We start from the raw sequence: 22945 nt of genomic DNA on the forward strand, positions 1-22945 counted from the left end.
GTTTTCGGTTGTGAATTAATCGCGCCGCCGCCTGCGGCGACATTTCAGGTCGCTTGTCTGCTCATAAGCTGCGACCTATAGTTGCGCCCGTTAATATCGGGGGCCTCGAAATGAAATACGTTTACATCGCCGCGCTCGCCGCGGTTATTGTCGCGCAAGCAGTGTCCGCAGCCCCTTCCCAGGCGAAGCCCAAAAAGGACAAGCCAGTCGAGCTGGAGCGAACGCTCTTCAGCGGCAGCGAGTCCCTGTTCTCCGAGTTCGGCTGGGCGCGCAACGACTGCACATCCACCGCCGCGGACGTGCGGACGATCGAAGCGCCGTCTCATGGAGAGCTGCGCGTGGAGCAAGTCGTTATTCCCCAAGGCCTGAGCTCAAAGACGTATCAAGAGCGCTGCAAGGGCAAGCCGAGCCAAGTCAGTCGTCTCTACTACAAGGCCGGCGCGACGTTCGTCGGTCGGGATCGCATTGTCGTCGATGTCGATACCAAACTGGGTCGCATGATGCGCGTGACCTATCTCATCACGGTCACCAGGAACGGAGCTCGCGAAAGCGAAGCGCAAACCGGCGAAATCATGGCGAGCAGCGTGCTTTCCGGCAACGAAACACGGCTTGGCGCCATGCATTATGTCAACATCGACTGCACGTCCGGTGGACTTCCGGATGTTCGCATCGTGACAAAGCCGCAGCATGGCGACTATCGCATGGATCCAATAACGATCCCCATCAACCGGCCAGCGAATACCGTGTTTGCCGCGTGCAACGGCAAACCTGTCGAGGCCGTGGGTGTATTCTACAAGCCGAAAGACGCGTTCAAAGGCGAAGACACGGTTGCACTGGACGTCGACTTCAAGCACGGCAAAGTACGGCGATTCACCTACAAGATAACGGTGCAATGATCTGCGGTTTCGAACGGCCGCCCGGCCCTTCATTCAAGCGTCGACTTTGCTATTGTAGTCCTGAAGCAGCCCGACGGGCGCCAGCAGGGACATCGGCATGGGCAGTGAAATCCGTTCGGCAATCGACTTCTACGAGCGCCATCCGATCTCGGCCGAGATCATCAAGGCCAAGCTGCTGGCGGCGCGCGGCACTTTCGCCGGCATCACGCCGGACGACCTGTTTCCGCATGACCAGGATCACTACGGCGGCCTTGCCGCCAACGACGCGCTGGCGGAGCGCGCCGGCATCACGCCGGGCACCCGCGTCGCCGATTTTTGCGCCGGTCTCGGCGGCCCCGCGCGCTACCTCGCGCATCGCTACGGCGCCGACGTCACCGGCATCGAGCTGACGCCGGCCCGCGTCAGGGGGGCGGCGGAACTCACCGCCCTCGCCGGTCTCGGCAACCGCGTCCGCGTCATCGAAGGCAATGTCTTGGACGTGCCGCTACCCGATGCCAGCGTCGATGCCGTCGTCAGCCAGGAGGCCTTCCTGCATGTTCCCGACAAGGCCAAAACCCTGGCGGAAGCACATCGCGTTCTCAAAGGCGGCGGCCGCCTCGCCTTCACCGATTGGGTGGCGCACCGGCCATTGTCGCAGGCCGATGCCGATCTGATGTGGGCCGGCATGGCCGCGACCCATCTCTTCGACATTCCGAGTTATACGAAGCTGATCGAAACCGCCGGCTTCGCGATCGCGGCGGTGGACGACCTCACCGCCGACTGGGCCGAGATCCTCAAAGTCCGCCTGGCGATGTACCAGAAGCTGCGCGGCGAAACGCAGGCCGCGGGCACGGCGTCGGGCCACGACGCGTTCTATGAAAGCTACGTCCGCTTCGTCGATCTGGTCAGCGATGGCACGCTCGGCGGCGCGCGCTTTGCGGCGGTGAAGCCTTAGACTCCGCGTTACTTGCACGCATAGACGAAAGGCATTTTCTCGCGTTTGGCGACTTCCCTGGCGGAATGAACCACCGCCGTGAAGGACAGTTCGCTCATCGCCGTTTGCGGCACCGTGAAGACATAACCGTCGCCGTCGCGGACCGTGCCCAGGGCCTCACCATAAGTGACGAGCACGAACCGCTCGCCTTCGGGAATCTCCTCGCGCCGCTTGATATGCTTGACCGCGACCATCGCCGGTTCTCCCCAGTTGCGAATGCCAAGCATACTTATGTCAGCCATCGCACCGGCGATCATTGATCCGGCTCAACGCCGCGAACGGCGCGTCATTGATGCGACACACGTTTCCGGTGACGGTTGCGTGACAATTCCACAAGCGGGCACGGGCGATCTCGGGCACACCCTCGAACAATGCCAACTATGCGGGCTTGAAGATTCCTTGGTCCAAGGCCCAAAGGCACATGCCTGCGTCGCCGGCGTAAACAGGCTGCCCCGAGCCTGCGACAGCTTCAATCAATTGACGCGCTTGAGAAGGAGCAAGCGCAAGTGTCTTTTTTGCCGCCGCCAATCGGACTTGGATGTTTGGATGATCGTAGAGCTTGATCAATGCAGACCGCTGATCGCCTGCACGCCTTTGTAACTCGCCCACGACAAGGGTCATCTCATCAAATAGACGATTATACTTCGCAATGTCGTCGCCCATTCTGGCGGTGTATTGATTCAGACCAATCGCTGTAAATAGTTCGACCAGTTGGGGAACGCTCATACTGGCCAGCTTTGTTCGCGTCATGGCTCCAAGACCTTAGATCTCTTGAGAGCTTCCAATCCGACCGCTCTTCGCACCGCCCAATTGCGTCCTTGGAGATACTCTCTTGGCGACAATCCACCATAATCATCGTTCTTGGTCTGATACCACGCGTTGATCTCTTGGTGCTTCAGCCGCGGCACGCGCACCAGATTGTTGGGGTCGTCAATCACTTCTCGAGGAAACCCATCCTGCTCGGCCTGGGTCTGCTCGACGATGTGATGAATATCATATCCCGGCGCTGGCGTCGAAGCAGCTTGCTGTAGTTCTTCGAGCGACTTCGGCGGATCGTTATAGGCGGTGACATCCGCCGAATAGACCTGGATCCATTTCGCGGCTCCGGCGAAGAATTCAATGGTCCTCCCGGTCTGCTGGATCCGGCGCGCGACTTCTCTCAAGATTGAAGTCCGCTCGCGCGACGTCGGTGGCCTCTCGCCCGAACTTCCTGTTTTATCCGAGGACCCCTCTTTGCCTGGCTTGGGATCACCCGAGCCGTCGCCTTCAGCCGTCCATTTCCCGCCGTCGGGATTGCCTTTCGGCACCCGCGGTTGGTCGGGTCGGTAACCGGCCTTGAAGGCAAACCGAAGCGCACGGTCGTATCGCCGCATCGCGATCTCAAGCCGCGTCTCCGCGACGAGGCATTTCAGTTCGCTCAGCGCGCATGCGATCGTGTTCAGCGCCTGCCGGCGTCGCCATTCCAGTTCGACGATCTCAGAGCGCATCGCATCACCCCGCCCGCCTTCGGCGCAGGCGTTCGATGCGCGGCGGCGCCAGCGTCCGCAGCGATACAACGGGCTTCGCGCTTTCTTCGCCCACCGTCGCGCGCCATTCGGCTTCCGCGCGCGTGCGCGCGAATGACGGCCGCCGGGAGGATGCGTCCTTCACCGCATGCACGCGCGCGCCCGCCAGCAGCGGGAACGTGACGATGGAGATTTCCCAGAGGTCGACGGCGATGAGCGAGCGCACCCGCGTCCGCGGATCGATGCGGCCCTTCACCGTGCGGAAGCCGATCGACAGCCCGTCGATGGCGCCGGCGCGGAGCAGCGCCAGCAATTCGCGGCCGCGCGCCACTTCGGGAATGAGCCGGCCGCGCGCGTAGAGCCCGCGATGGTCCTCGCGCAGTTCGAGCCAGACGCCGACCGGTTCGGCCGGATCGTGCTGGAACAGCATCGGCACGCGCTGCACCGGTCTCTGCCGCAAGGTCTGCGCGAAGGCGCCGCGCATCACCATGTCGTGCGCCTGGTCGATGGCGCCGAACAGCGAGGCGTAGCCTTCCACCGTGCCATCCTCGTGGATGCGCGTCTTCGGCGCGAACACCGAGGCGATGGTGGGGTCCTGGGTGAGTGCGAGCATGATTCATCCTTCACCCGCTCGGCCTCATGGTGAGGGGCGTTGCCGTAAGCGCGCAGACGCGCATCTTCGACGCGCTACGGCAACGCATCTCGAACCATGGGCTGCCCATCCTTCGAGACGCATCGCTGGCGCGATGCTCCTCAGGATGAGGCGAGCGGCGTTTTTTGCGGGGCGGCAGTGGTGAGTGGCGGGCTACTTCCTGCCCCGCCGCGCCTTGGGCCTCACCGCACGCGGCGAGGTCGCGGCGCTCTTGCGCTTTGCCGCGCGGTCGAGGTGATCGAGAAATTCGCGGAACACGGTGAGATGATCGCGGCGACTCAAAGCCCCGCTTTTGCTCTCGCGCGAGATCGAGCGCAGCACATGATGCAGCGTGTCCATCAGTCCCCTCCGGATTGCTGTTTGCGAAAGAGTTCGTTGAAGCGCGCCAGCTCGCGCACGAAATCGTCGAAGCGCCGGCTCGCCGCCGCCAGTTCGCGCAAACTGAACCAGGCGAGCGCCGTGGCCGACAGCGCCCACAGCAGCAGCGCCACGTGCGCGAGATCGCCGCGCGTATTGAAGATCGTGATCAGTTCGTCCATCGCCGCCCCAAAACAAAACCCGCCGCGGTTTCCCGCGACGGGTTGAGCTTGTCAGTCCAGTTCCCGCAGGCGCGGGAACGTAGCTGGCGTTAGTGCATCTTGCCGCTGCCGCCGGCGCCAGTGGTGGCCGCCGGCTTGTCGAGCGACTGCGCCATCTGCAGATGCTTCTGCAGGGTCGGCACGGTCTCCTTGGCGAGTTCGGCAAGCGGGCCGGTCTTCTTGGCTTCGGCCTGATACTTGGAAATGTCCATCTTGTGGTCCATGACCATGTGCTTGGCGAATTCGCGGTCGAACTTCGCGCCCGACAGCTTGGCGAGCTTGTCGTAGTCGGCCTGCTGCTTGGCGCTCGGTTCGCTCGGCGCCTGCGCGCCCATCTGCTGCGCCATCGCCTGCAGCTTCTTGAGGTGGTCGCCGTGATCCTTCTGCAAGGTTTCGCCGAAGGTCTTGACGCTGTCGCTCTGGCCCTTCTGCTGGGCGAGTTCGCCCATCTTGACCTCGGTCATGTCGCCCTGCACCGCCTCTTTGAGGAATGCCTGGTCGGCCTTGCTGGCCTTACCGGCGTTCGCCTGGGTCTGCGCGGCGGTGCCACTGGCGCCGCTCGAATTGGTCTGCGCCTGTGCAGCGCCGGCGGCGAGCGCGAATACGGCGGCAACGCCGATCGCGAGCATCGGTTTCCTGTTCATGATCTACCTCGGTTCCATGGAATGGTTCGGCTCGGCGCACCGTGTGCGCGCAAAGCTCTACCCATAGAACGGCGCCGCAGGGCTGGTTGTTCCTGTTCCGCTTCGTCTTACGACATTAAAACGTCTCCACCTTCGATCGCGCCATAGCCGGTGGCGGCGCGTTTCTCGTTGACGCTGAGGAAGGGCGCCTTGGTGACGCGCTCCCACAGTGCGCTGCGGTCGGCGCTCAGCGCCTCGATGCGATCGGTGTCGACGGCGAGCGTCAGCGGCGCGGTGCCGAAGCCCGGCGCCAGCCATTGCGCCAGCGCGGCGCCGATACGGTTAGCCAGCGGCAGCACGCTCTGCCGGTAGAACACCCGGTTGGCTTCCGCATAATTCGAGTAGGTGTTGTCGCCAGGGATCGCGAGCAGCATCGGCGGCACGCCGAAGGCCAGCGCGATCTCGCGCGCCGCCGAGTGCTTGGCCTCCATGAAATCCATGTCCTTCGGCGACAGCGACATCGCCTTCCAGTCGAGGCCGCCCTCGAGCACCAAAGGCCGCCCGGCATTGGCCGCGCCCTGGTAATTCTCCGACAGTTCGGTCTTCAGCCGTTCGAACTGCGCGTCCGACAGCACCGTGCCGTCGGCGCCGGCATAGACCAGCGCGCCGGAGGGCCGCGCCGCATTGTCGAGCAGCGCCTTGTTCCAGCCGGCCGCGGCGTTATGGGTATCGACCGCGGTCGCCGCCGCTTCCAGCGGGCTGAGGCCGTAATAGTCGTCGAGCGGATTGAACAAGGTCAGGTGCAGGATCGGCGGCGGGGCCCCCTCCTGCGCAAAGCGCACCGTCTGTCCCGTCACGGTGTAGTCGAACGCCGCCGGCCAGCCTTTCGGTCCCGGCACCACTTTCATGCGGTCGGGCCGCAGCGCGTAGAGTTCGCGCGGGGCGCCCTCGCCGCCGGCCCGCACCGCTTCGACATAGGCATTGCCGGACAGCATCAGATGGACGGCGATGGCCTCGAGAAAGCCGGGACCGTCCTGGCGCGGATTGGGCCGCGTCAGCAGATCGATCAACGGATGCGCGGTCAGCTCCTCGGCGCCGTCATGCAACACGAACGCTACGCCGCCGACCGCTTCCGCGGTCAGCCGCACCGCGCGATGCACGATGGCGTTGCGGGTATAACCCTCGCGGGCGAGCGAGGCGTAATCGCGCGGTGTCCAGCGGGCGCGGCCGCCGCTCTCCAGCGCGATCAGCCGGCCGATGCGCGTTGTCTTCTGCTCCGCGGGGCGAAGCAGTCTCTTCATGGTGTCGAGCATAAAAAAAAGCCCGCCGGTGAAGGCGGGCTCCTCTTCTTGGTGATGCGGGTCGCGTCAGGCGTCAGTTGGCCGCGTAGTTCGAGGCGTGCGGATTGACGATGGCATAGCCCGCGATCGAGCGAACATGCTGACGGGTCTTGCCGCCGCCGGAATTGCCGTCGTGGACCAGCCACTCGTTGCCGCTGACCTGGTTGATCAGCACGAAGACATGACCCGAACGCGCCGCGACCATGCCGGGTCCCGGCGAAGTCCGCGGGAACTTGCGCACCCAGTTGGCGGCAAGATTGAGCTCCGGCTTGATGCTGCCGAACACGTAGAGCGATGCCTCGCAGCCGCAGAAGCGGTGCGGACATCCCGACGGACGGCTGCCCAGGATCACGCCGTTGCCATTGGCATCGACAGTGCGCGTTCTGCCAGGCGTGGCGTTGCCCTGCGTGTCCACGTTTGCCGCGGTCGCCTGCGCGGCCGTTGCATTATCCGTGCAACCTTGAACGCCGCAGGTGACTTGCGCCCGAGCCTGCGCCCGGGAATGCCGGGTGCGATGCCCGCGGCGCGCGGGCGTTTCACGAACTTCGGCGGTTCTCCGCTCCAGGCCGGGCGAAGCTTGCGCGGCCATCGGGTTATCTGAACAACCACGTGCGTCGCAGACAACCTGCGCTGACGCTTGCGTGTGGTGGCGATGTTTCGGTCTGGCGTCGGCGCTCGTCGCCGCCGCCGAAATCGAAGCGATCGTCAAGATCGCGAGTGCAGCTCGTTTCAATATTCTGATCACCTGTCTTGAAAGCGGCATTGACGCCGCAGATGAAGGAAGCGGCGTTAACGAGTGCCGCACCGTGGGTAGATGCCCCCTCCACCGTTTCAATGTGACCAAACAATGACAAGCTAAAGCGCGGCTTAAGCTTAAGTCCGGCGGCCGAGACCGCGTTTTTAACAATTGTGTCCCAGGATTAAACAACACGAATAAACAACTCGCCGGATTCGCCGGATTTACAGGGTCATTTCGCGCATTACGCGACACATTGTTGCCGTTATCGGCCCCGCACGGCCATATTCATTGCCGAGCGCGCCTTGTGACAAAATACGCATAGCTGAATTGATAATGCGATCCACGGCGCGATTTGAATCGCTATGGTGGTAATCGCCGCGCTTCACACGTCATGCGAAGAGGCGCGCTGGAGATATTTCACGTCCCGCGCAGTGAACATCTGTAACGGCGAGAATGAGCGACCGTATCGCCCATCGAAACGCGCCGTTAGCCTCAGCTTTCGTGTTCGGCACTTTACAAACTTCGTATCCGCGGCTCGGCGCGCGCCGCGAAGGTCAGCGCGCTCACGGCCCAGACCAGCGCGTCGAGACGATCCGGTGAGCGCCCCGACGACAGACCTTCGATGCCGAAGTCGCACATCTCGTCCTCGAGCGCCGGAAACGCGCCGACATGGCGGACGCGGCCCTGCTCATAGAGCTGCGACACCGGCTCGGCGCGATGATACTTGCCGCGCGTCGCGCGCTTCATCACCACCGGCACCTCGCGGTCGGCCTCCTTGATCACCGCCGCCACCATGTCGCCGCCCTGGTTGACTTCGGCGATCAGGCAGTCGGCCTGCAATCTTCGCCACAGCGCCACCGCCTTCATCGCCCAGGCCTGCGGTGTCAGCCCGGTGACGCTGGCATCCTCGATGACATAGATCGTGCCGTCGGCGGCGCGGCCGGCGGCCACCATGCCGCAGGCGTCGGCGCCTTTCTTGGCGGACGCCGGCGGATCGATCGCGACGACGATGCGCGTGAGTGGCGGCGCCGCCGCGACGCGGCAGCTCTCCAGCCCGGCGCGCGTCCATAGCGCGTCGGCGCGTTCCTCGATGATCTCGCCGTCGAGCTCCTGGCGGCCGAGCCGCGTGCCGCCATAGCGCGTCAGCACCTGCTCGACGAAGGACGGCGCCAGATTGAAGGCGTTGGCGACGGTCCCGGCGCGCGTCAGCGCCGTGCCCGGATCGGCGATCAGTTTCTTGATGAGTGCGATCGGCCGCGGCGTGGTGGTGATCACCTGCCGCGGCCGCGCGCCAAGGCGCAGTCCGAACTGCAGCATGTCAAAGGTTGCTTCGGCATGACGCCACTTGGCGAGCTCGTCGCACCACGCGGCGGAAAATTGCGGACCGCGCAGGCCTTCGTAATTCTCCGCCGAGAAGATTTCCGCGATCGCGCCGTTCTTCCATGCGAGACGACGCAACGTCGGTTGCCACTGCGGCCGCTCCCAGCTCGGGTGCACGCTGAGCAGGCCGGAGACGCCCTCCACCATCACGGTGCGCACGTCGTGCTCGGTTTCGCCGACCAGCGCGATGCGCGCGCCTCGATCGTTGCAGGCGACGTGCCGCACCCACTCGGCGCCGGCGCGCGTCTTGCCGGCGCCGCGGCCGCCGAGAATGAGCCAGCTCGACCACGGCGCGCCGTTGTTGCCGGCCTCCGGCGTGCGTTGATGCGCCAGCGCGTAGATGCCGAAGTCAGTCCTCAGCTTCTCGAGCCCGCGGCCGCTCAGCTTCCCGAACAGGCTGCTCAGATTGCTGTGCAGCTCCGCCTCGCCGTTCATCGAGAACTGCTCGAAGTGCGCGTGCAAGCTCGCAACGGAACTGTTCGACGTCGTAGGGGAAAGGCTCATCGGCGCTGTCATCGGGCTTGTTGTCGCGTTCGTGCGGCTGGATCAGATCGTGGGTGTCGCGCAGCGAGCGCGATACGGCGGCGATGGCGCGGGCGCTCTCCCCGAGCTGCGATTGTTCGGCGACCAGTCTGTTGATGTGGTTGATGGCATCGAGCTGCCCGCCGATCGTCTGCTGCAGCTTCTGCGCCAGCAGCAGGCGCTGCGCGTCGGTGGCGGGTGGCGGGACCGGCTCGATGGGCGCGCGCGGCTGATCGGCCGGCGCGGTCGGCATGGCGATGAGCGCCGCCGCGCCGGCTTCGCTGATCGCGCGGGCAAAGTGGCCTGCCGCCTTCTTGGCGCGGCGGCCGCGCCAGCCCTCGCGGCGCGAGATCCGGTAGAAGTGGGTCGTCGAGATGCCCATCATCAGGGCGATGTCCGCAACCGGCGCCAGCGTCTGCTCGTAGAGCCGCTTGGCCTCGGCCAGCACTTCGGAAGAAATCTGACTGTCCGCCATGCGCCCTCCCCCAATAAAAAACGCGCCGGCGGAACCGGCGCGTTCGTAAAACTCGAGATGTCGCGGGCTGCCTGCGGCAGCCGTGCGTCAGTGGAAGAAGTAGAGGAACACGATCGCGAACAACACCGCGACGCCGAACAGGCTCAACCCCAGCACCATGCGCACGTTATGGCCGGTGGCGCCGGCCCGCGCTTCTGTCGCAGTTTGCACGACGTGATCATTCTCGCGTACGGCCATGCTGTCTCTCCAAACCTTGATCAAAACCTTGATCGATGTCGTCCGCCGCATGGGGGCGGCAGTTCCCGGGATCAACGCGAGGCGGCGATGGCTGTTCCATGCCCAGAGCCGGAACCGCTTCTCTCCGCCCGCAGGTGTGGAGCATGCCCGGAACATAGCCGAGCAGCGTCACGCTGTCAAGCATGTATTCCTAGGTTTTTTAACTTTCCTATCGGCGCGAAAAAGACGAGCCGGCACGGGCGGTTAGATGCGTTTGCGCGCGCTCGCGAAGCCCCGGCGCCCAAAATTTTTCAAAAATAATCGGCAAAAAATTTTTCGCCGCCCGCCCGCGCGGCGTGCCGGCACGCCGCCTATTGCACGCGGTCGCTGCGGCATGACTTCGGCCCGTCATCCCAGATCCAGCCGCATTTGGTGCAGCCGCCGAGCGACAGGCCGAGCAGGACGAGGCACGAGATCGCGAAAAGCCGGTGCGTCATGGCCGCAGCCTAGTCGATCCCGCCGCCCGCGCCTAGCCGCGCCGCCGGGCCGGCCCGGCCCCGCCGCCAGGCCATGTCCTGCGGCCGAACTTCATTCAAATACGCTGGAACCGCTTAAATCCCCTTCAGTAAACGGCCGCTAAGCTTGTCTTATTCCCTCTGGGTAGGCTGATGCTTCGACCGAAACTCAAAGAACGGCGCAAGACGCCGCGCCACGCCATCAACCGTGTCGCGCAATTTCACACCGGGCCCGGCGCGCTGCCGCGCTCCTGCATGATCACCGACATCTCCGATAGCGGCGCCCGGCTCTATTGCGACAGCACGATGCCGGACACGTTCCTGCTGTCGCTGTCCGGCGACGGCATCGATACGCGGCGCGAGTGCCGCGTGGTCTGGCGCCTCGGCGGCGAACTCGGCGTCGAATTCGTGCGGCCGCAGCTCTGAGGCCGCCTTCCCTCGCCGGTTATTGACCTCGCGCAACACCCGCGGCGGCGGATGTCGTTACCTTGCGCGTCATGTCGATCGCCGCACCCCGCCCCGAACTGCGCCGCCGCCTCGGCCTGCCGCTGCTGACGCTGTACGGCGTCGGCATCACCATCGGCGCCGGCATCTATGTGCTGATCGGCGCCGTCGCCGGCCATGCCGGGCGCGCGGCGCCGTGGTCTTTCGTCATCGCCGGCCTCGCCATGGCCTTCACCGTCGGTTCCTATGCCGAGCTCGCCACGCGCTATCCGGTCAGCGCCGGCGAAGCCGCCTATGTGCGCGCCGCCTTCAATTCGCGCCTCGCCTCCACGCTCATCGGTCTGCTGACGATCGTGATCGGCATCATCTCGTCGGCGACCGTATCGCTCGGCGCCGCCGGCTATATCGGCCAATTCATCGACTGGCCGCGCGGCGTCATCGCCGCCGCGGTGGTGATCGTGCTCGGCGCCGTCGCGGCCTGGGGCATTCTGGAATCGGTGCTGCTCGCCAGTCTGTTCACGCTGATCGAAGCCGGCGGCCTCGTCATCATCGTCGCTGCCGCGATTTACGGCGGCGTGCCGTTCCTCGACACGCTCATCGAAATGCCACCGCTTGCGCCGCAGGCCTGGTCCGGCGTGTTCTATGCCAGCCTGCTCGCCTTCTTCGCCTTCATCGGCTTTGAGGATCTCGCCAATGTGGTTGAGGAAGCAAAAGCCCCGGAACGCACCATTCCCCGCGCCATGATACTGACGCTGGCGATCTCGACGACGCTCTATCTCGCGGTCGCCGCCATCGCCGTCACCGCCGTGGCGCCGGCCGAGCTGGCGCATTCGACGGCGCCGCTGAGCCTGGTGTTTCGCGCCGTCGCCGGCCTCAGCCCGGCCACCATCACGGTGATCGCCATCGTCGCGACGCTCAACACCATCCTGGCGCAGATGACGATGGCCGCGCGCGTCGTCTATGGCATGGCGCGCCAGGGCGATCTGCCGCGTTTCGCCGGCCGCGTGCATGCCAAGACGGCGACGCCGGTCCTGGCCACCGCGTTCATCGTCGCCGCCACCATCGCGCTGGCGCTGACGGTGCCGTTCGAGCGGCTGGCCGAGAGCACCTCGCTCGCCACGCTCGCGGTGTTTGCTTCGGTCAATCTGTCGCTGCTGCGCGTGCGCCACCGGCGCATGCGCGCGCCGGGCCCGCATGTGCGCGTGCCGCTGTGGATGCCGGTGGCCGGATTGGTCAGTTGTTTAGCGATGATGGCGGCCGTGCTGCTCGGCTAGCAGCATTAAGGCGCTTAGGCGTCGGTGCGGTGCGGTTTGAGGTCGAAACCGATCTCGAACACGGTGCGGTCGGTGGTGTCGACCACCGTCATGGTCCAGCCGGACAGATCCTGAATGCCGGGATCGCACATCGCGGCCTTGAGATCGCGCACCTGACGCACGGCGTGGGCCCGCACGGCGGTCAGCCCGCTGAGGTCCTGACCCTTGTCATCGGAAAACCGTCGCTGGCCGTCCGAGAAATGGAAATAGAAACGCGGCACGCGACGCCCTCTCACGAAAGCAGATTGCACCGACGGCGACCGACGTGCCGGCCGCGCCCCCCAAGGCAATTCCGGCCGTCGGCATCTGCAGCTACTAGACTACGTGCGGTCTAGATTGACTAGGTGTCGGAAGCGTGACCGAGCGCAATTGTCGCAACACTTTTAACGTGAGCGCCGGGCGCGGTTCGCATCGATTCACGGTTAGGTTCGGTATCGCGCGACCGCAATCTATGCGTTGGCCCGGGCGGCGCCGCTGTCGAACCGCATCCGCGCCGTCTGGATCGCGACGCGGTTGCGCCGGGCCCACAGGCCGAGTTCGCTCACCGGCTCGAGCAGCGAACGGCCGAGTGTCGTCAATTCGTAATCGACGCGCGGCGGAATCGTCGGAAATACCGTGCGCGAGACGAGGCCGTCGCGCTCGAGACCGCGCAGCGTCAGCGTCAGCATGCGCTGCGAGATCGAGCCCAGCGCGCGCCGCAATTCGTTGAAGCGCTTCGGTCCGTCACCCAGCGTCGACACAACCAGGACCGTCCACTTGTCGCCAACGCGGGCCAACACCTCGCTCACGGCGCGGCAGTCTTCGGCCACATGCAGGTTCCCGGACAGCGGATTTGCGCGTTCTTGAGCTTTCAGAGCGGTCATCTATTTATCCTCGGTTACCAATCGGTACTTAGGCTAATAAATAGAGGAAGCGAGGCCAAAGCTCAAGCGCGGGATCCGGCGGCCTCATCGCCTCGGCCGTGTGCCCCGTTCCGGGTGGGGCCGTGGGCAACCCTGCACCTGATTGGGACGAAGCCGGCATTCGCTTCAAGCCCGAGCTGCCGGATGAATGTGAGAAGGTACTGGACGCCTGCGGCCGCCGCATCCCGCAAGCATTCATCGATAAATTTTCTGTATTCGCCGGCGCGCTGACAGCAACATCACACCACTATGACGGCGGCGCCGCAGCACAGTTTTTGAGCTGCTTACGGCCATACCTTTGGCCGATCGTATTCTTGCCGGATGCACTCACAGGTCGCCGCCCGCGCTATGTAATAGCGATCAAAGAATGTGCATAACTCCGCCCTGCTTCACCTGCCGCAGGGCCGACAATGTAAATTATCGCCGTGGGCCAATGATTTGCCCGCGGAGGCCCCACGCCGTGACTGACCAACCGATGGCGCTTTCGGCCGTCCCGAAGCGACGTGTCGAGCGCTATCAAAGAACGTTGAAATTGTTAGCACGCATCGCAACCGGACTACGGTTGCGCTCGTGGGCGCAGCCCGTGACCCTGCTCGGCATCGGCATGCTCGCCGTCATCTATTTGATGCTCGGCGTTCTGATCGTCAGCGACAGAAAAGAAGCGGTAGCGAACGCGGTCAGGCACGGCGACAACCTGGTCCGCATCATCGATCAGGCTTACGCCCACATCCTGCAGAGCACCGATTCAGCCCTGCTCGTCGTCCGCCACGTTTATTTGGCGGCACCGTCAACGATCGATCTCAAAAGCCTGTTTGACGGTCAGGCGTCGCGCACTGGCTTGGACAACCGTTACATCGTGACCGACGCCCAAGGCCGCGTCATCGCAGCGACCTTCGCCGACGACAGCCGGCTCATCGGCAAGGAGTTTCCGGATCCCGACAGTTTTCAGCGTCAGAAGAGCGATCGCGACGACGAACTGCTGATAAGCCCGCCGCACAAGTTCGGCGCCAACGGGCCGCTGCTCGTTTTTTTGACGCGACGACTGACCCATGCCGATGGCAGCTTCGGCGGTGTCGTTGCTGCCGTGCTCGACTCCAAAGTGCTGACGCGCGTCGGTGCAGACCTCGACCTCGGCCCGCTCGGCACCTCCGGCCTGATTGGCTCCGACGGCGTCGTGCGAGCCCGCGCGATCCAAGGCAGCATCGACGTCGATGCTATCGGCAAACAATTAGCCGCCGGCACCGGTGTGCTGGCTTACAGCCTCAGCGCGTCCAGCGGTCATTTCTGGAGCACCGCCGGCATGTACGACAATGTCCGCCGCCTGGTGTCCTTCCGGGTGATCGGCAACTTTCCCATGGTCGCCACCGTCACCACGACCGAGGCGGAGATTTTCCGGCACGCCAACAAGCAGGCGATGATCTACTGGGCGATCGCGCTTGTCGGCACCGTCTTGGTTCTGATCGGCGTCAGATGGGGCGCGGCGCGCACCAGGAAGCTCAGCGCCGCCGCGACCGAGATAATCGCCGCCCAGGACGACCTTCGCAAAAGCGAGCAACGCTATCGGCTGGTCGAAGACGCCGTGAACGAAGGCATCTGGGATTGGGATATCGGCAGCGACGTTTGCTACCGCTCGCCGCACTGGAAACAGCTTCTCGGCTTCAGCGACGACGACGCGCCAACCAGCATGGCCGCGTTGAAGGAACTGATCCATCCCGACGATCGTGCCGCCGTCGACGCCGCCATGAACGCGCACCTGGCCGACGATGTGCCCTATCTCGTCGAGTTTCGGCTTCAGGGCAAGAACGGCGAGTACCGCTGGATACAGAGCCGCGGCAAGGCCCAGCGCGACGAAAACGGCAAGCCGACACGTATGCTCGGCACCCTCACCGATATTACCGACCGCAAGCTGGCGGAGGCCTCGCTCAAGGAAAGCCACGCCAACCTGGGGCGCGCTGAAACCACCGCTCAACTCGGCCACTTCCGTTATGTGAAGGCCACCGGCGAATACACCTGGTCGGAAGGTCTCTATCGAATCTTCGGCAAGTCGCCCTCCGGCTTCATGGCGACGTTTCAGGCGGCGCCCGAATTCATCACGCCCGAAGACCGCCCGATCCTGCTGCAGCAACGCGAACACATCTTGTCCGGCGGCGCGGCGCACTCGATGACGCTGCGCGGCGTCCGGGACGATGGCCGGATGATTTATGTCGAGACGTGGCTGGAGGCGACGCGCGCCGGCGACGACACCGTGACCGGAATGCACGGTTCGGTGCAGGATGTGACGGCCCGCAAGCTCGCAGAACTCGATCTCAAGGAAAGCCGGGACAATCTGGCGCGCGCCGAGCGGCTCGCGTTGCTCGGCCATTTCAAGAGCGGCCTTCAGGCCGACACGCTGGTCTGGTCGGAGGGCGTCTATGCGATCTTCGGCTATTCGCCGGAGTCCTATGTCCCGAGCGAGCGGGCCTTCATTCAGTTGGTGCTGCCGGAAGACCGGCCTTCCCTGAAGCGCGCCGTCGAGGACATCGTCGCCGGCCGTGAGATTCCCAATTTCGTCATCCGCGTCCGCCGCTCCGACGGTGCGATCATCGACCTCGACGTCTGGATGCAGGCGGTGCGTGGCACGGACGGCGCCATCACCGGGCTGTTCGGCACGCTGCAGGACGTCACCTTGCGCCGCCGCGCCGAGGAATTTCTCGCCCGCGCCAACCAGGAACTGGAAGCCCGCGTCAGCGAGCGCACCAACGAGCTGGCGCAGGAAATTCGCCGCCGCGAAGAAGCGCAGATGACGCTCGGCCAGATGCAGAAGATGGAGGCGGTCGGCCAGCTGACCGCCGGCATCGCCCACGACTTCAACAATCTGTTGTCGGTCATCGGCGGCAGCCTCGAATTCGTCGATCGCTCCGCGGCGCGCGGCCTGACGGCCGACCCGGAACTGCTCGATGCGGCGCTGCGCGCGACCCGGCGCGGCCGCGAGCTGGTGCGCCGGTTGCTGGCCTTCTCCCGGCAGACGCCGTCGCGCGCCGAGCCGACACTGATCGACCAGATGGTGCTCGACACGCTGCGCCTGCTGCAGCGGACGCTGGGCGACAACATCGACATCGTCACGCAACTCAACGCCAGCGGCGCGGTGATCTCGGTCGACCGCAATCAGCTCGCCAACGCCCTGCTCAATCTCGCGCTCAACGCGCGCGATGCCATGGCCGAAGGCGGGCAGATGACGATCGCGACCGAGTGCCAGCCGTGCGATCCGGCGCTGGCCAAGACGGCGCGCTGGCCGACCGCCGAGGAAGTGCGCATCGTCATCCGCGACACCGGCGTCGGCATGACCGAGTCGATCCGCCGCCGCGCCACCGAGCCGTTCTTCACCACCAAGTCCGACGGCCTCGGCAGCGGCCTCGGCCTCAGCATGGTGCAGGGCTTCATCGAGCAGTCCGGCGGCCTGCTGGTGATCGAGAGCGAGCCCGATAAAGGCACCGCGGTCACCTTGCGGCTGCCGCGCATCGCGGCGGCCGATACGCAGACCGAGCACAGCGACGGCGCCGTCGGCCAGGCCGGCACGCGCCGCGAGAAGACCGTGCTGCTGGTCGAGGACGACGCCGATGTCCGCATCGTCATCACCGCGCAACTGCGCCATCTCGGCTACCGGGTGCAGACCGCCGCCAACGGCATGGAGGCGATCGACCTGATCGCCTCGCCCGCCATGTTCGACATCCTGCTCACCGACATCGTCCTGCCGAGCGGACTCGACGGCGTATCGCTGGTCAAGGAAGCGATGCTGGCGCGGCCGCGGATCGGCGTGCTGTGCATGTCCGGCTACGAGCCGTCGCAGAAGCACCGCAAGTGGCTCAGCCAGCAGAACATCGGCTTTTTGGAAAAGCCGTTCCACATGCAGAGCCTCGGCCAGGCGCTCGAGGCCGCGCTGGCGACCTAGTGCTCGATCGACGGCGCCGCGGCGGCGGCGGGGCCGCGCAGCGGCCGCTCCTCGAGGATGATGAGAAACACCAGACCGCAGACCAGCACCACCGCGCAGGCGATGAACACCAGGCGGAATGCGTGAGCGAGCTGCGCCGCCGAGGCCGAGCGCGCCAGCATCTCCATCTGCATGCCGGTCGAGCCGTTGAGGCCGCCGAGCACGATGGCGCCGAGGATCGCCACCACCAGCGATGAGAACAGCGCGCGGAAGAAGTTGGCGGCGCCGGTGGCGACGCCCATCTGCGAGCGCTCGACCGCGTTCTGCATGCACACCGTCGAGATCGGAAACACCGTGCCGATGCTGAAGCCCACGATCGTCTGCAGCAGGATCACCAGCGGCAGCGGCAGCCCGGCTGGCGCGATCGCCAGCGGGATCAGCGCGGCGATGCCGCACGAGGTGCCGATCATCGGAATGCGCTTGTAGCGCTCGACCCGCATCAGCGCCCGCCCGGTCAGCGTGGCGGCCACCACCACCGCGGTCATCATCGGGATGAGGCCGAGGCCGGATTGTGTTGCCGACAGATGCACCACCACCTCGAAATACAGCGGCACGAAGATGGTCATGCCGATCAGCGTCGCCATGTTGCAGGCGCCCGCCAGCGCCGCGGCGCGCACCACCTTGTTGCCGAGCACGGCGAGCGGCAGGAACGGTTCGGCCGCGGTCCTGAGCCGCCAGGCGAAGGCGGCCCACAGCAGCGCCGACAGCACGAACAGCCCGACGATCGCGCCCGAGAGCCACGGATAAAGCCGCCCGCCCCACGACAGCGCCAGCAGCAGCGCCACCGAGGCCAGCATCATGAGCACCGCGCCGATGATGTCGAGCTGGTGATCGCGCTTGTGGAACGGCACCAGCTTGAGCACGCGCCAGCACATGGCGAGCGCCGCGGCGCCGAGCGGCAGGTTGATCCAGAAGATCAGCGACCAGTCGAGATGTTCGGTGAGGAAGCCGCCGAGCACCGGGCCGCCGACCGACGACAGCGCGAACACCGCGCCGATATAGCCCTGATAGCGGCCGCGTTCGCGCGGGCTCACGATGTCGGCGATGATGGTCTGCGCCAGCGCGATGAGGCCGCCGCCGCCGAGGCCCTGCACGCCGCGCGCGACGATCAGCGCCATCATGCTGGGCGCCAGCGCGCAGGCGATCGAGCCGATGACGAACATGGCGATGGCGCCGAGCATCACCATGCGCCGGCCGTGAATGTCGGACAGCTTGCCGAGCAGCGGCGTCGTCGCCGTGCCGGTGAGCAGATAGACCGTCACCACCCAGGGCAGATCGTCGATATTGCCGAAATGCCGGCCGATGGTCGGCAGCGCGGTGGCGACGATGGTCTGGTCGAGCGCGCCGAGAAACATGGCGAGCGCAATGCCGGCCACGATCTGCATGATCACGGCGTGCGGCAAGGCCGGCGGCGCCGGCGCCTGCGCCGCCGCGGCCGGACGCGGTTCCAGATCGGCGGTTGGTTCGCGGTTCGACATGAGGCGCGGACATGCCTTGCCGCCACGGCAATCGCAAGCGGTATCCGCGCGCGGGTGGTATGCCGATCGCCGGCGCGCGCCGCGACGGCGAAACGCCGCTTCAATCCTCGAGATCTTTCAGGGCAACGACCGCGGTCTCGATCTGGCTGACGAACAGCGCCTCCATCACTTCGTCGTGGGCGCGCTCGGCCGGCGAGCGGGCGCGCGAGCGCGTGATGCGGAAGCGGTTGTAGACCTCCATGGCCGACGACACCGCATCGATGGCGCGGCGCCGCGCCTCCCACACCAGCGCGGCATCGGCTTTCGCCCTGGCAGTCCTGTGGGCCCTGGCATGACGCAATGACGCCGCGGCGCAGGCGATCGCGGCGCGCGCGGCGCCATCGGGATCGAGCGCCTTGATGCCGCGAGCGACCGGCTGGTCCGCCTCGGCGCGCGCGATGAAGCGGCCGCCGGCGCCCTTGGCCGCGGCGTGACCCTCGGCGCGCTGCCAGCGCCGGCCGCGATTGGCGCAAGCCGCCGCCTCGCCGCGCGGCTTGACGGCATAACGCTTCCGCCACGCCCCCTTAGCGGCATATTTGTACAGCGTGCGCTCGGTGACGCCGGCGAGCCGCGCGATCTCGGCCACCGGCACGGCGGTGTCTTCATACAGCGCCCGCACGCGGGTCATGAGGTCGGGCTCCTTCTTTTCCCCTCCCTCGCTGGCTTGCTTTCCCCTCGCCCCTTGCTCTGCACGTTCCCCTCCCCCGCGAGCGGCAGCGAGCCGTGGGGAGGGGTCAGGGGTGGGGGCGCTTTCTTCCGAAGCAAGGCGCTGCGCCAAACGGTTATCAGGGCTCACCCCATCCACCTTCCGCGGCACGCCCTGCCCCATCTCCGGCGCCAAACCCAACACCAGTTCGTGTCCTCGCATGGTGGAATAGACGGCGCGCGTCGCCGCACGCACGGATGTCCGTGGCGTCATGGCAAGACCCCGAGATCATGGATTCAATTGTGGAGGATGCCGGAAAGCTAGCGGAGCAGCGTCACGCTGTCAAGGAATATAATCTAGACCAACGCTCGGGCCGTTCACTTAAACGCAAACGTCTCTTGGAGGATTTTGTAGAGGGCCAAGGCGCTTTCTCGATCGAGTTGAATTGTTTGGCTCTGACGCCCCGGATTCTGACGAGTGCGACGACCGAACGTGTCAATTTGAAGTAAGGAGCGTCCATCACGTTCAAATGCAAAGTACGTCGCGTCAATTTCATCATGAATGGTATATCGATCGCGACGCTTCTCGTCGAAATGCGAAATTAGCGCCATTGAAGCTCTCCCGTGTCAATTCTTAATCACGTAGTGCAGCGCGTACTAGTTATTTTCTCTTCGCCCCTTTCGACCCCTTCGGCCACCGCATCGGCCACTTCACAATGTAGTCGACGAGGTCGCGGTCCGGCACGTTGACTTCGCTCTCCGACACCTTGCCGCGCACCGAGATGCCGGCTTCGTGCACCGTCTCCGGCGTGCCGGAAATCAGCGGGTGCCACCACGGCAGGTCCTCGCCCGCCGCCACCAGCACATAGCCGCAGGTCGGCGGCAGCCAGGTCAGCCGCCGGATGTTGCGCCACGACAGCCGCACGCAGTCGTGCACCTTCTTCTGCCGGTTCGGGTAGTCGGTGCAGCGGCAGGTGTCGCCGTCGAGCAGCTTGCAGCCGACGTCGGTATAGACCGTCTCGCCGGAGTCCTCGTCGGTCAGCTTGTTGAGGCAGCAGCGGCCGCAGCCGTCGCACAGGCTCTCCCACTCCTTGGGCGTCATCTCGGAGAGCTTCTTGGTGCGCCAGAACGGCGGCTTGGCCTCGGATTTGGTGTCGGGCATCGTCGGGGGCGGCCTTTGAATCGCGAAGGCCCCTTATACCCCCCACCCGCCGCGACGGCGGCAGAAAGCGCCCCGCCCCCAATTTCTCCCCAATTGCCGTTCACCGTTCCACCAATAAGCGCCCGGCCCGAATAGCGAATACGGCTCCGATCGACTAGATTGAGGGCCGCTTTGGCCTGCTCGGCCGGCGGCGTCCGCCGCCAGCCCGCGCGGCGACACTCAAGTATCTGACAGATAAGGCGGAATTGGCCTTGGACGAGCTACCCCCCGAAACCCGGCGACAATGGCTCAAGCGCATCCTGCTCGGGTTCGACGCCTGGGTGGATTTCAGCGTGTTCCGCTCGGCCACCGGGCTGCGCGAGAGCTACGAGCGCTTTTCCACCTTCATGGACCGCTTCCACGTCTCCGGCTGGCGGCGCTGGGCGGCGGAGCTGGCCTCGGAAGGCGCCACGCTGGGGCTGGCCGGCGGCGTCGTCATGCTGGCGCTGGCGACCCCGGCCTTCGAGATGACGCAGGACGGCGACTGGCTGAAGAAGTCCGAGCTCGCCGTGACGTTTCTTGACCGCTACGGCAACGAGATCGGCACCCGCGGCATCCGCCACAACGATTCGATCCCGCTCGACCAGTTCCCCGATCACCTGATCAAGGCGGTGCTGGCGACCGAGGACCGCCGCTTCTACGACCATTTCGGCATCGACGTGCCGGGCACCTTGCGCGCTCTGGTCACAAACGCCCAGGCCGGCGGCGTGCGCCAGGGCGGCTCGTCCCTGACGCAGCAGCTCGCCAAGAACCTGTTCCTGTCGAACGAGCGCACCATCGATCGCAAGATCAAGGAAGCGTTCCTGGCGATGTGGCTGGAGTCGCGGCTCACCAAGAACGAGATTTTGAAGCTGTATCTCGACCGCGCCTATATGGGCGGCGGCGCCTTCGGCGTCGACGCGGCGGCGCAGTTCTATTTCAACAAGTCGGCGCGCGACGTCAATCTGGCCGAGGCGGCGATGCTGGCCGGCCTGTTCAAGGCGCCGAGCAAGTACTCGCCGGCCAACAACCTGCCGGCGGCGCGCGCGCGCGCCAACGTCGTTCTCGATAATCTCGTCGACACCGGGTTCATGACCGAGGGTCAGGTGTTCGGCGCGCGGCGCCACCCCGCCACGCCCGTCGACCGCCGGGCGGACCGAGCACCGAATTACTATCTCGACTACGCGTTCGATGAGATGAAAAAGCTCGTCGATACATTCCCGAAGTCGATGACCGAGCGCGTGTTCGTCGTGCGCACCTCGCTCGACACCGGCATCCAAAACGTCGCCGACAACGCCGTCGAGACGATGCTCCGTCAGTATGGTCAGGAATACCACGCCAGCCAGGCGAATACGGTAATCATGGATGTCGACGGCTCGGTCCGTGCGATGGTCGGCGGCCGCGACTACGGCGCCAGCCAGTTCAATCGAGCCACTGACGCGATGCGTCAGCCGGGTTCGTCATTCAAACCTTACGTCTATGCCACAGCGCTCGAACACGGCTTCAAGCCGGAATCGATCGTGGTAGACGCGCCGATCTGCCTCGGCAACTGGTGCCCGCACAACTATGGCGGCGGCTATCGTGGCTCGATGACGCTGATCACCGCGCTGACCCATTCGATCAACACCGTGGCTGTACGGCTCTCCGTCGCCGTCGGCGATGGCAATGCCAAGCTCGGCCGCTCTCGCATCATCAAGACGGCGCGCGACATGGGCATTACGACGCCACTTCCCGACACGCCATCGCTGCCGATCGGCGCCGACGCGGTCACCATGATCGAACACGTCGGCGCCTATGCAACCTTTCCCAACCTCGGCATGGCGGTGAAACCGCATGCCATCCTCGAGGTGCGCACCGGCGACGGCAATTTGATCTGGCGCTATGACCGCGACGGACCGAAACCGCGCCGCGCGCTGCCGGCCAACGTCGCCGCCGGCATGATAAAGATGATGAACAGTGTCGTCGAAAACGGCACCGCGCGCCGCGCCCGTCTCGAAGGCATTGCGGCGGCCGGCAAGACCGGCACCACCAACGATTACCGCGATGCCTGGTTCATGGGCTATACCGGCAACTTCGTCGGCGGCGTCTGGTTTGGCAACGACGACTACACCTCGACCAACCGCATGACGGGCGGCGCGCTGCCGGCGATGACCTGGCACACGATCATGGAATATGCCCATCAGGGCATCGAATTGAAGCAACTGCCTGGCGTGGCCGTACCCGAGCGCGCTCGCGAGGTCGCTGCCCGGTCGAACAAGCCAGACGACAAGGCGGCCCCGCGCCGGCCGACTCTGTTGTCGAAGCGCGGCGCGGAAGCGCTCGTGCACGTCGAAAAGCTGCTCGACGATGCCAGCCGGACCATGGCCCCGCTTCGCCCGACAGTTTCTGACGATACGAAAAAGCGTGCCAAGGTTTCGGAAATAGACTCCTCCGGCGTGCCCGAAAACGGCGATGCGCTGGCCTCCGCGCTGGAGGGCCACGCCTTCGGATCCAGCAACTGAATAGCGGCTGCGCCATAGCCCGGGCGGTGCGGCCGGCGTAGTGTGCAGCCGATGCGACTCAG

Annotated in this window: 25 protein-coding genes and 1 pseudogene; 7 read left to right on the forward strand and 19 right to left on the reverse strand. The window is 65.3% G+C overall.

Annotated elements, in window-relative coordinates:
• Positions 1 to 110 precede the first annotated feature (110 nt).
• Together ASD45_RS12985 and ASD45_RS12990 are read left to right on the forward strand one after the other, a co-directional pair.
• The gene (locus ASD45_RS12985) at positions 111 to 896 is read left to right on the forward strand and encodes a hypothetical protein (protein WP_056911865.1); all 786 of its coding nucleotides are present in this window, start codon (positions 111 to 113) and stop codon (positions 894 to 896) included.
• Positions 897 to 993: 97 nt separating this feature from the next.
• Positions 994 to 1830, forward strand: a complete 837-nt coding sequence (locus ASD45_RS12990; RefSeq protein ID WP_056911866.1) for a methyltransferase domain-containing protein — start codon at positions 994 to 996, stop codon at positions 1828 to 1830.
• An 8-nt stretch (positions 1831 to 1838) separates the two neighbouring features.
• Here the strand turns inward: ASD45_RS12990 and ASD45_RS12995 are convergent, their stop codons facing one another.
• From ASD45_RS12995 to ASD45_RS23490, 13 genes and pseudogenes are all read right to left on the reverse strand, one after another.
• Positions 1839 to 2126 (reverse strand): hypothetical protein, encoded by a 288-nt coding sequence (locus ASD45_RS12995; protein ID WP_162249420.1) that lies wholly within the window; start codon positions 2124 to 2126, stop codon positions 1839 to 1841.
• A 121-nt stretch (positions 2127 to 2247) separates the two neighbouring features.
• Positions 2248 to 2619 carry a DUF2019 domain-containing protein gene (locus ASD45_RS13000; RefSeq protein WP_056911868.1) on the reverse strand — a complete coding sequence of 124 codons (372 nt, stop codon included), beginning with the start codon at positions 2617 to 2619 and terminating at the stop codon, positions 2248 to 2250.
• A complete protein-coding gene (locus ASD45_RS13005) occupies positions 2616 to 3356 on the reverse strand; it encodes a hypothetical protein (RefSeq protein ID WP_056911869.1) in 741 nt (246 codons plus the stop codon). Before ASD45_RS13005 ends, ASD45_RS13000 begins: the two co-directional genes overlap by 4 nt.
• A 4-nt stretch (positions 3357 to 3360) precedes the next feature.
• Positions 3361 to 3987, reverse strand: a complete 627-nt coding sequence (locus ASD45_RS13010; RefSeq protein WP_082540815.1) for an HK97 family phage prohead protease — start codon at positions 3985 to 3987, stop codon at positions 3361 to 3363.
• 192 nt (positions 3988 to 4179) lie between these two features.
• Positions 4180 to 4365: a hypothetical protein gene (locus ASD45_RS13015; RefSeq protein ID WP_056911870.1), complete on the reverse strand. Its 186-nt coding sequence runs from the start codon at positions 4363 to 4365 to the stop codon at positions 4180 to 4182.
• A complete protein-coding gene (locus ASD45_RS13020) occupies positions 4365 to 4565 on the reverse strand; it encodes a hypothetical protein (protein ID WP_056911871.1) in 201 nt (66 codons plus the stop codon). Before ASD45_RS13020 ends, ASD45_RS13015 begins: the two co-directional genes overlap by 1 nt.
• Positions 4566 to 4654: 89 nt before the next feature.
• The gene (locus tag ASD45_RS13025) at positions 4655 to 5248 is read right to left on the reverse strand and encodes a DUF4142 domain-containing protein (RefSeq protein ID WP_244485350.1); all 594 of its coding nucleotides are present in this window, start codon (positions 5246 to 5248) and stop codon (positions 4655 to 4657) included.
• Positions 5249 to 5355: 107 nt separating this feature from the next.
• Positions 5356 to 6540, reverse strand: coding sequence for a phage portal protein (locus ASD45_RS13030; RefSeq protein ID WP_056911872.1), 1185 nt, complete (start codon positions 6538 to 6540; stop codon positions 5356 to 5358).
• A 61-nt stretch (positions 6541 to 6601) separates the two neighbouring features.
• Positions 6602 to 6922, reverse strand: a pseudogene (locus tag ASD45_RS13035) (hypothetical protein); the annotation flags it as partial.
• Positions 6923 to 7819: 897 nt separating this feature from the next.
• Complete coding sequence (locus tag ASD45_RS13040) at positions 7820 to 9121, reverse strand: terminase family protein (protein ID WP_056911873.1); 1302 nt, start codon at positions 9119 to 9121, stop codon at positions 7820 to 7822.
• On the reverse strand, positions 9036 to 9683 hold the full coding sequence (locus ASD45_RS13045) for a hypothetical protein (protein ID WP_056911874.1): 648 nt from the start codon (positions 9681 to 9683) through the stop codon (positions 9036 to 9038). Before ASD45_RS13045 ends, ASD45_RS13040 begins: the two co-directional genes overlap by 86 nt.
• A gap of 87 nt (positions 9684 to 9770) precedes the next feature.
• Positions 9771 to 9920 (reverse strand): hypothetical protein, encoded by a 150-nt coding sequence (locus ASD45_RS23805; protein ID WP_164488357.1) that lies wholly within the window; start codon positions 9918 to 9920, stop codon positions 9771 to 9773.
• A gap of 350 nt (positions 9921 to 10270) precedes the next feature.
• Positions 10271 to 10396: a peptidylprolyl isomerase gene (locus ASD45_RS23490; protein ID WP_156380832.1), complete on the reverse strand. Its 126-nt coding sequence runs from the start codon at positions 10394 to 10396 to the stop codon at positions 10271 to 10273.
• A gap of 171 nt (positions 10397 to 10567) precedes the next feature.
• On the opposite strand from ASD45_RS23490, the gene ASD45_RS13055 reads away from it, so the two are divergent.
• Both ASD45_RS13055 and ASD45_RS13060 read left to right on the forward strand, forming a co-directional pair.
• Positions 10568 to 10840: a PilZ domain-containing protein gene (locus tag ASD45_RS13055; protein WP_056911876.1), complete on the forward strand. Its 273-nt coding sequence runs from the start codon at positions 10568 to 10570 to the stop codon at positions 10838 to 10840.
• Positions 10841 to 10911: 71 nt separating this feature from the next.
• Positions 10912 to 12132, forward strand: coding sequence for an amino acid permease (locus ASD45_RS13060; protein WP_056911877.1), 1221 nt, complete (start codon positions 10912 to 10914; stop codon positions 12130 to 12132).
• Positions 12133 to 12146: 14 nt separating this feature from the next.
• On the opposite strand, the gene ASD45_RS13065 is transcribed toward ASD45_RS13060, so the two are convergent.
• Together ASD45_RS13065 and ASD45_RS13070 are read right to left on the reverse strand one after the other, a co-directional pair.
• Entirely contained in the window at positions 12147 to 12392 is a 246-nt protein-coding gene (locus ASD45_RS13065; RefSeq protein ID WP_056911878.1) for a hypothetical protein, read from the reverse strand.
• A gap of 228 nt (positions 12393 to 12620) precedes the next feature.
• Positions 12621 to 13034, reverse strand: a complete 414-nt coding sequence (locus tag ASD45_RS13070) for a helix-turn-helix domain-containing protein (RefSeq protein WP_056911879.1) — start codon at positions 13032 to 13034, stop codon at positions 12621 to 12623.
• Positions 13035 to 13156: 122 nt separating this feature from the next.
• On the opposite strand from ASD45_RS13070, the gene ASD45_RS23495 reads away from it, so the two are divergent.
• Both ASD45_RS23495 and ASD45_RS13075 read left to right on the forward strand, forming a co-directional pair.
• A complete protein-coding gene (locus ASD45_RS23495) occupies positions 13157 to 13450 on the forward strand; it encodes a hypothetical protein (protein WP_156380833.1) in 294 nt (97 codons plus the stop codon).
• Positions 13451 to 13656: 206 nt separating this feature from the next.
• Positions 13657 to 17001, forward strand: coding sequence for a PAS domain-containing protein (locus tag ASD45_RS13075; protein WP_162249421.1), 3345 nt, complete (start codon positions 13657 to 13659; stop codon positions 16999 to 17001).
• On the opposite strand, the gene ASD45_RS13080 is transcribed toward ASD45_RS13075, so the two are convergent.
• The 4 genes from ASD45_RS13080 to ASD45_RS13095 all read right to left on the reverse strand — a co-directional run bounded on the left by ASD45_RS13080 (position 16998) and on the right by ASD45_RS13095 (position 20364).
• Positions 16998 to 18518, reverse strand: coding sequence for an MDR family MFS transporter (locus ASD45_RS13080; RefSeq protein ID WP_200949674.1), 1521 nt, complete (start codon positions 18516 to 18518; stop codon positions 16998 to 17000). The two genes, ASD45_RS13075 and ASD45_RS13080, sit on opposite strands and share 4 nt — an antisense overlap.
• Before the next feature lie 100 nt (positions 18519 to 18618).
• A complete protein-coding gene (locus ASD45_RS13085) occupies positions 18619 to 19185 on the reverse strand; it encodes a hypothetical protein (protein ID WP_056911881.1) in 567 nt (188 codons plus the stop codon).
• Positions 19186 to 19580: 395 nt separating this feature from the next.
• Positions 19581 to 19814 carry a methionyl-tRNA formyltransferase gene (locus tag ASD45_RS23090; RefSeq protein ID WP_082540818.1) on the reverse strand — a complete coding sequence of 78 codons (234 nt, stop codon included), beginning with the start codon at positions 19812 to 19814 and terminating at the stop codon, positions 19581 to 19583.
• A 49-nt stretch (positions 19815 to 19863) separates the two neighbouring features.
• Positions 19864 to 20364 (reverse strand): YcgN family cysteine cluster protein, encoded by a 501-nt coding sequence (locus tag ASD45_RS13095; RefSeq protein ID WP_056911883.1) that lies wholly within the window; start codon positions 20362 to 20364, stop codon positions 19864 to 19866.
• 251 nt (positions 20365 to 20615) lie between these two features.
• Between ASD45_RS13095 and ASD45_RS13100 the strand changes: the two genes are divergently transcribed.
• Entirely contained in the window at positions 20616 to 22883 is a 2268-nt protein-coding gene (locus tag ASD45_RS13100; RefSeq protein WP_056911884.1) for a penicillin-binding protein 1A, read from the forward strand.
• Positions 22884 to 22945: the final 62 nt, after the last annotated feature.

Origin of the sequence: Pseudolabrys sp. Root1462 (assembly GCF_001426945.1) — a bacterium.
Classification (GTDB): Bacteria; Pseudomonadota; Alphaproteobacteria; order Rhizobiales; family Xanthobacteraceae; genus Pseudolabrys.

Coding starts and splice junctions, on each gene's coding strand:
- ASD45_RS13060 (WP_056911877.1), top strand. CDS start 10,912: ATGTCGATCGCCGCACCCCGCCCCGAACTGCGCCGCCGCCTCGGCCTG.
- ASD45_RS13070 (WP_056911879.1), bottom strand. CDS start 13,034: ATGACCGCTCTGAAAGCTCAAGAACGCGCAAATCCGCTGTCCGGGAAC.
- ASD45_RS12990 (WP_056911866.1), top strand. CDS start 994: ATGGGCAGTGAAATCCGTTCGGCAATCGACTTCTACGAGCGCCATCCG.
- ASD45_RS13080 (WP_200949674.1), bottom strand. CDS start 18,518: ATGTCGAACCGCGAACCAACCGCCGATCTGGAACCGCGTCCGGCCGCG.
- ASD45_RS13000 (WP_056911868.1), bottom strand. CDS start 2,619: ATGACGCGAACAAAGCTGGCCAGTATGAGCGTTCCCCAACTGGTCGAA.
- ASD45_RS23805 (WP_164488357.1), bottom strand. CDS start 9,920: ATGGCCGTACGCGAGAATGATCACGTCGTGCAAACTGCGACAGAAGCG.
- ASD45_RS13005 (WP_056911869.1), bottom strand. CDS start 3,356: ATGCGCTCTGAGATCGTCGAACTGGAATGGCGACGCCGGCAGGCGCTG.
- ASD45_RS13055 (WP_056911876.1), top strand. CDS start 10,568: ATGCTTCGACCGAAACTCAAAGAACGGCGCAAGACGCCGCGCCACGCC.
- ASD45_RS13085 (WP_056911881.1), bottom strand. CDS start 19,185: ATGACCCGCGTGCGGGCGCTGTATGAAGACACCGCCGTGCCGGTGGCC.
- ASD45_RS13040 (WP_056911873.1), bottom strand. CDS start 9,121: ATGAACGGCGAGGCGGAGCTGCACAGCAATCTGAGCAGCCTGTTCGGG.
- ASD45_RS13030 (WP_056911872.1), bottom strand. CDS start 6,540: ATGCTCGACACCATGAAGAGACTGCTTCGCCCCGCGGAGCAGAAGACA.
- ASD45_RS13015 (WP_056911870.1), bottom strand. CDS start 4,365: ATGGACACGCTGCATCATGTGCTGCGCTCGATCTCGCGCGAGAGCAAA.
- ASD45_RS13010 (WP_082540815.1), bottom strand. CDS start 3,987: ATGCTCGCACTCACCCAGGACCCCACCATCGCCTCGGTGTTCGCGCCG.
- ASD45_RS13095 (WP_056911883.1), bottom strand. CDS start 20,364: ATGCCCGACACCAAATCCGAGGCCAAGCCGCCGTTCTGGCGCACCAAG.
- ASD45_RS13020 (WP_056911871.1), bottom strand. CDS start 4,565: ATGGACGAACTGATCACGATCTTCAATACGCGCGGCGATCTCGCGCAC.
- ASD45_RS23490 (WP_156380832.1), bottom strand. CDS start 10,396: ATGACGCACCGGCTTTTCGCGATCTCGTGCCTCGTCCTGCTCGGCCTG.
- ASD45_RS12995 (WP_162249420.1), bottom strand. CDS start 2,126: ATGATCGCCGGTGCGATGGCTGACATAAGTATGCTTGGCATTCGCAAC.
- ASD45_RS13045 (WP_056911874.1), bottom strand. CDS start 9,683: ATGGCGGACAGTCAGATTTCTTCCGAAGTGCTGGCCGAGGCCAAGCGG.
- ASD45_RS12985 (WP_056911865.1), top strand. CDS start 111: ATGAAATACGTTTACATCGCCGCGCTCGCCGCGGTTATTGTCGCGCAA.
- ASD45_RS23090 (WP_082540818.1), bottom strand. CDS start 19,814: ATGGCGCTAATTTCGCATTTCGACGAGAAGCGTCGCGATCGATATACC.
- ASD45_RS13025 (WP_244485350.1), bottom strand. CDS start 5,248: ATGAACAGGAAACCGATGCTCGCGATCGGCGTTGCCGCCGTATTCGCG.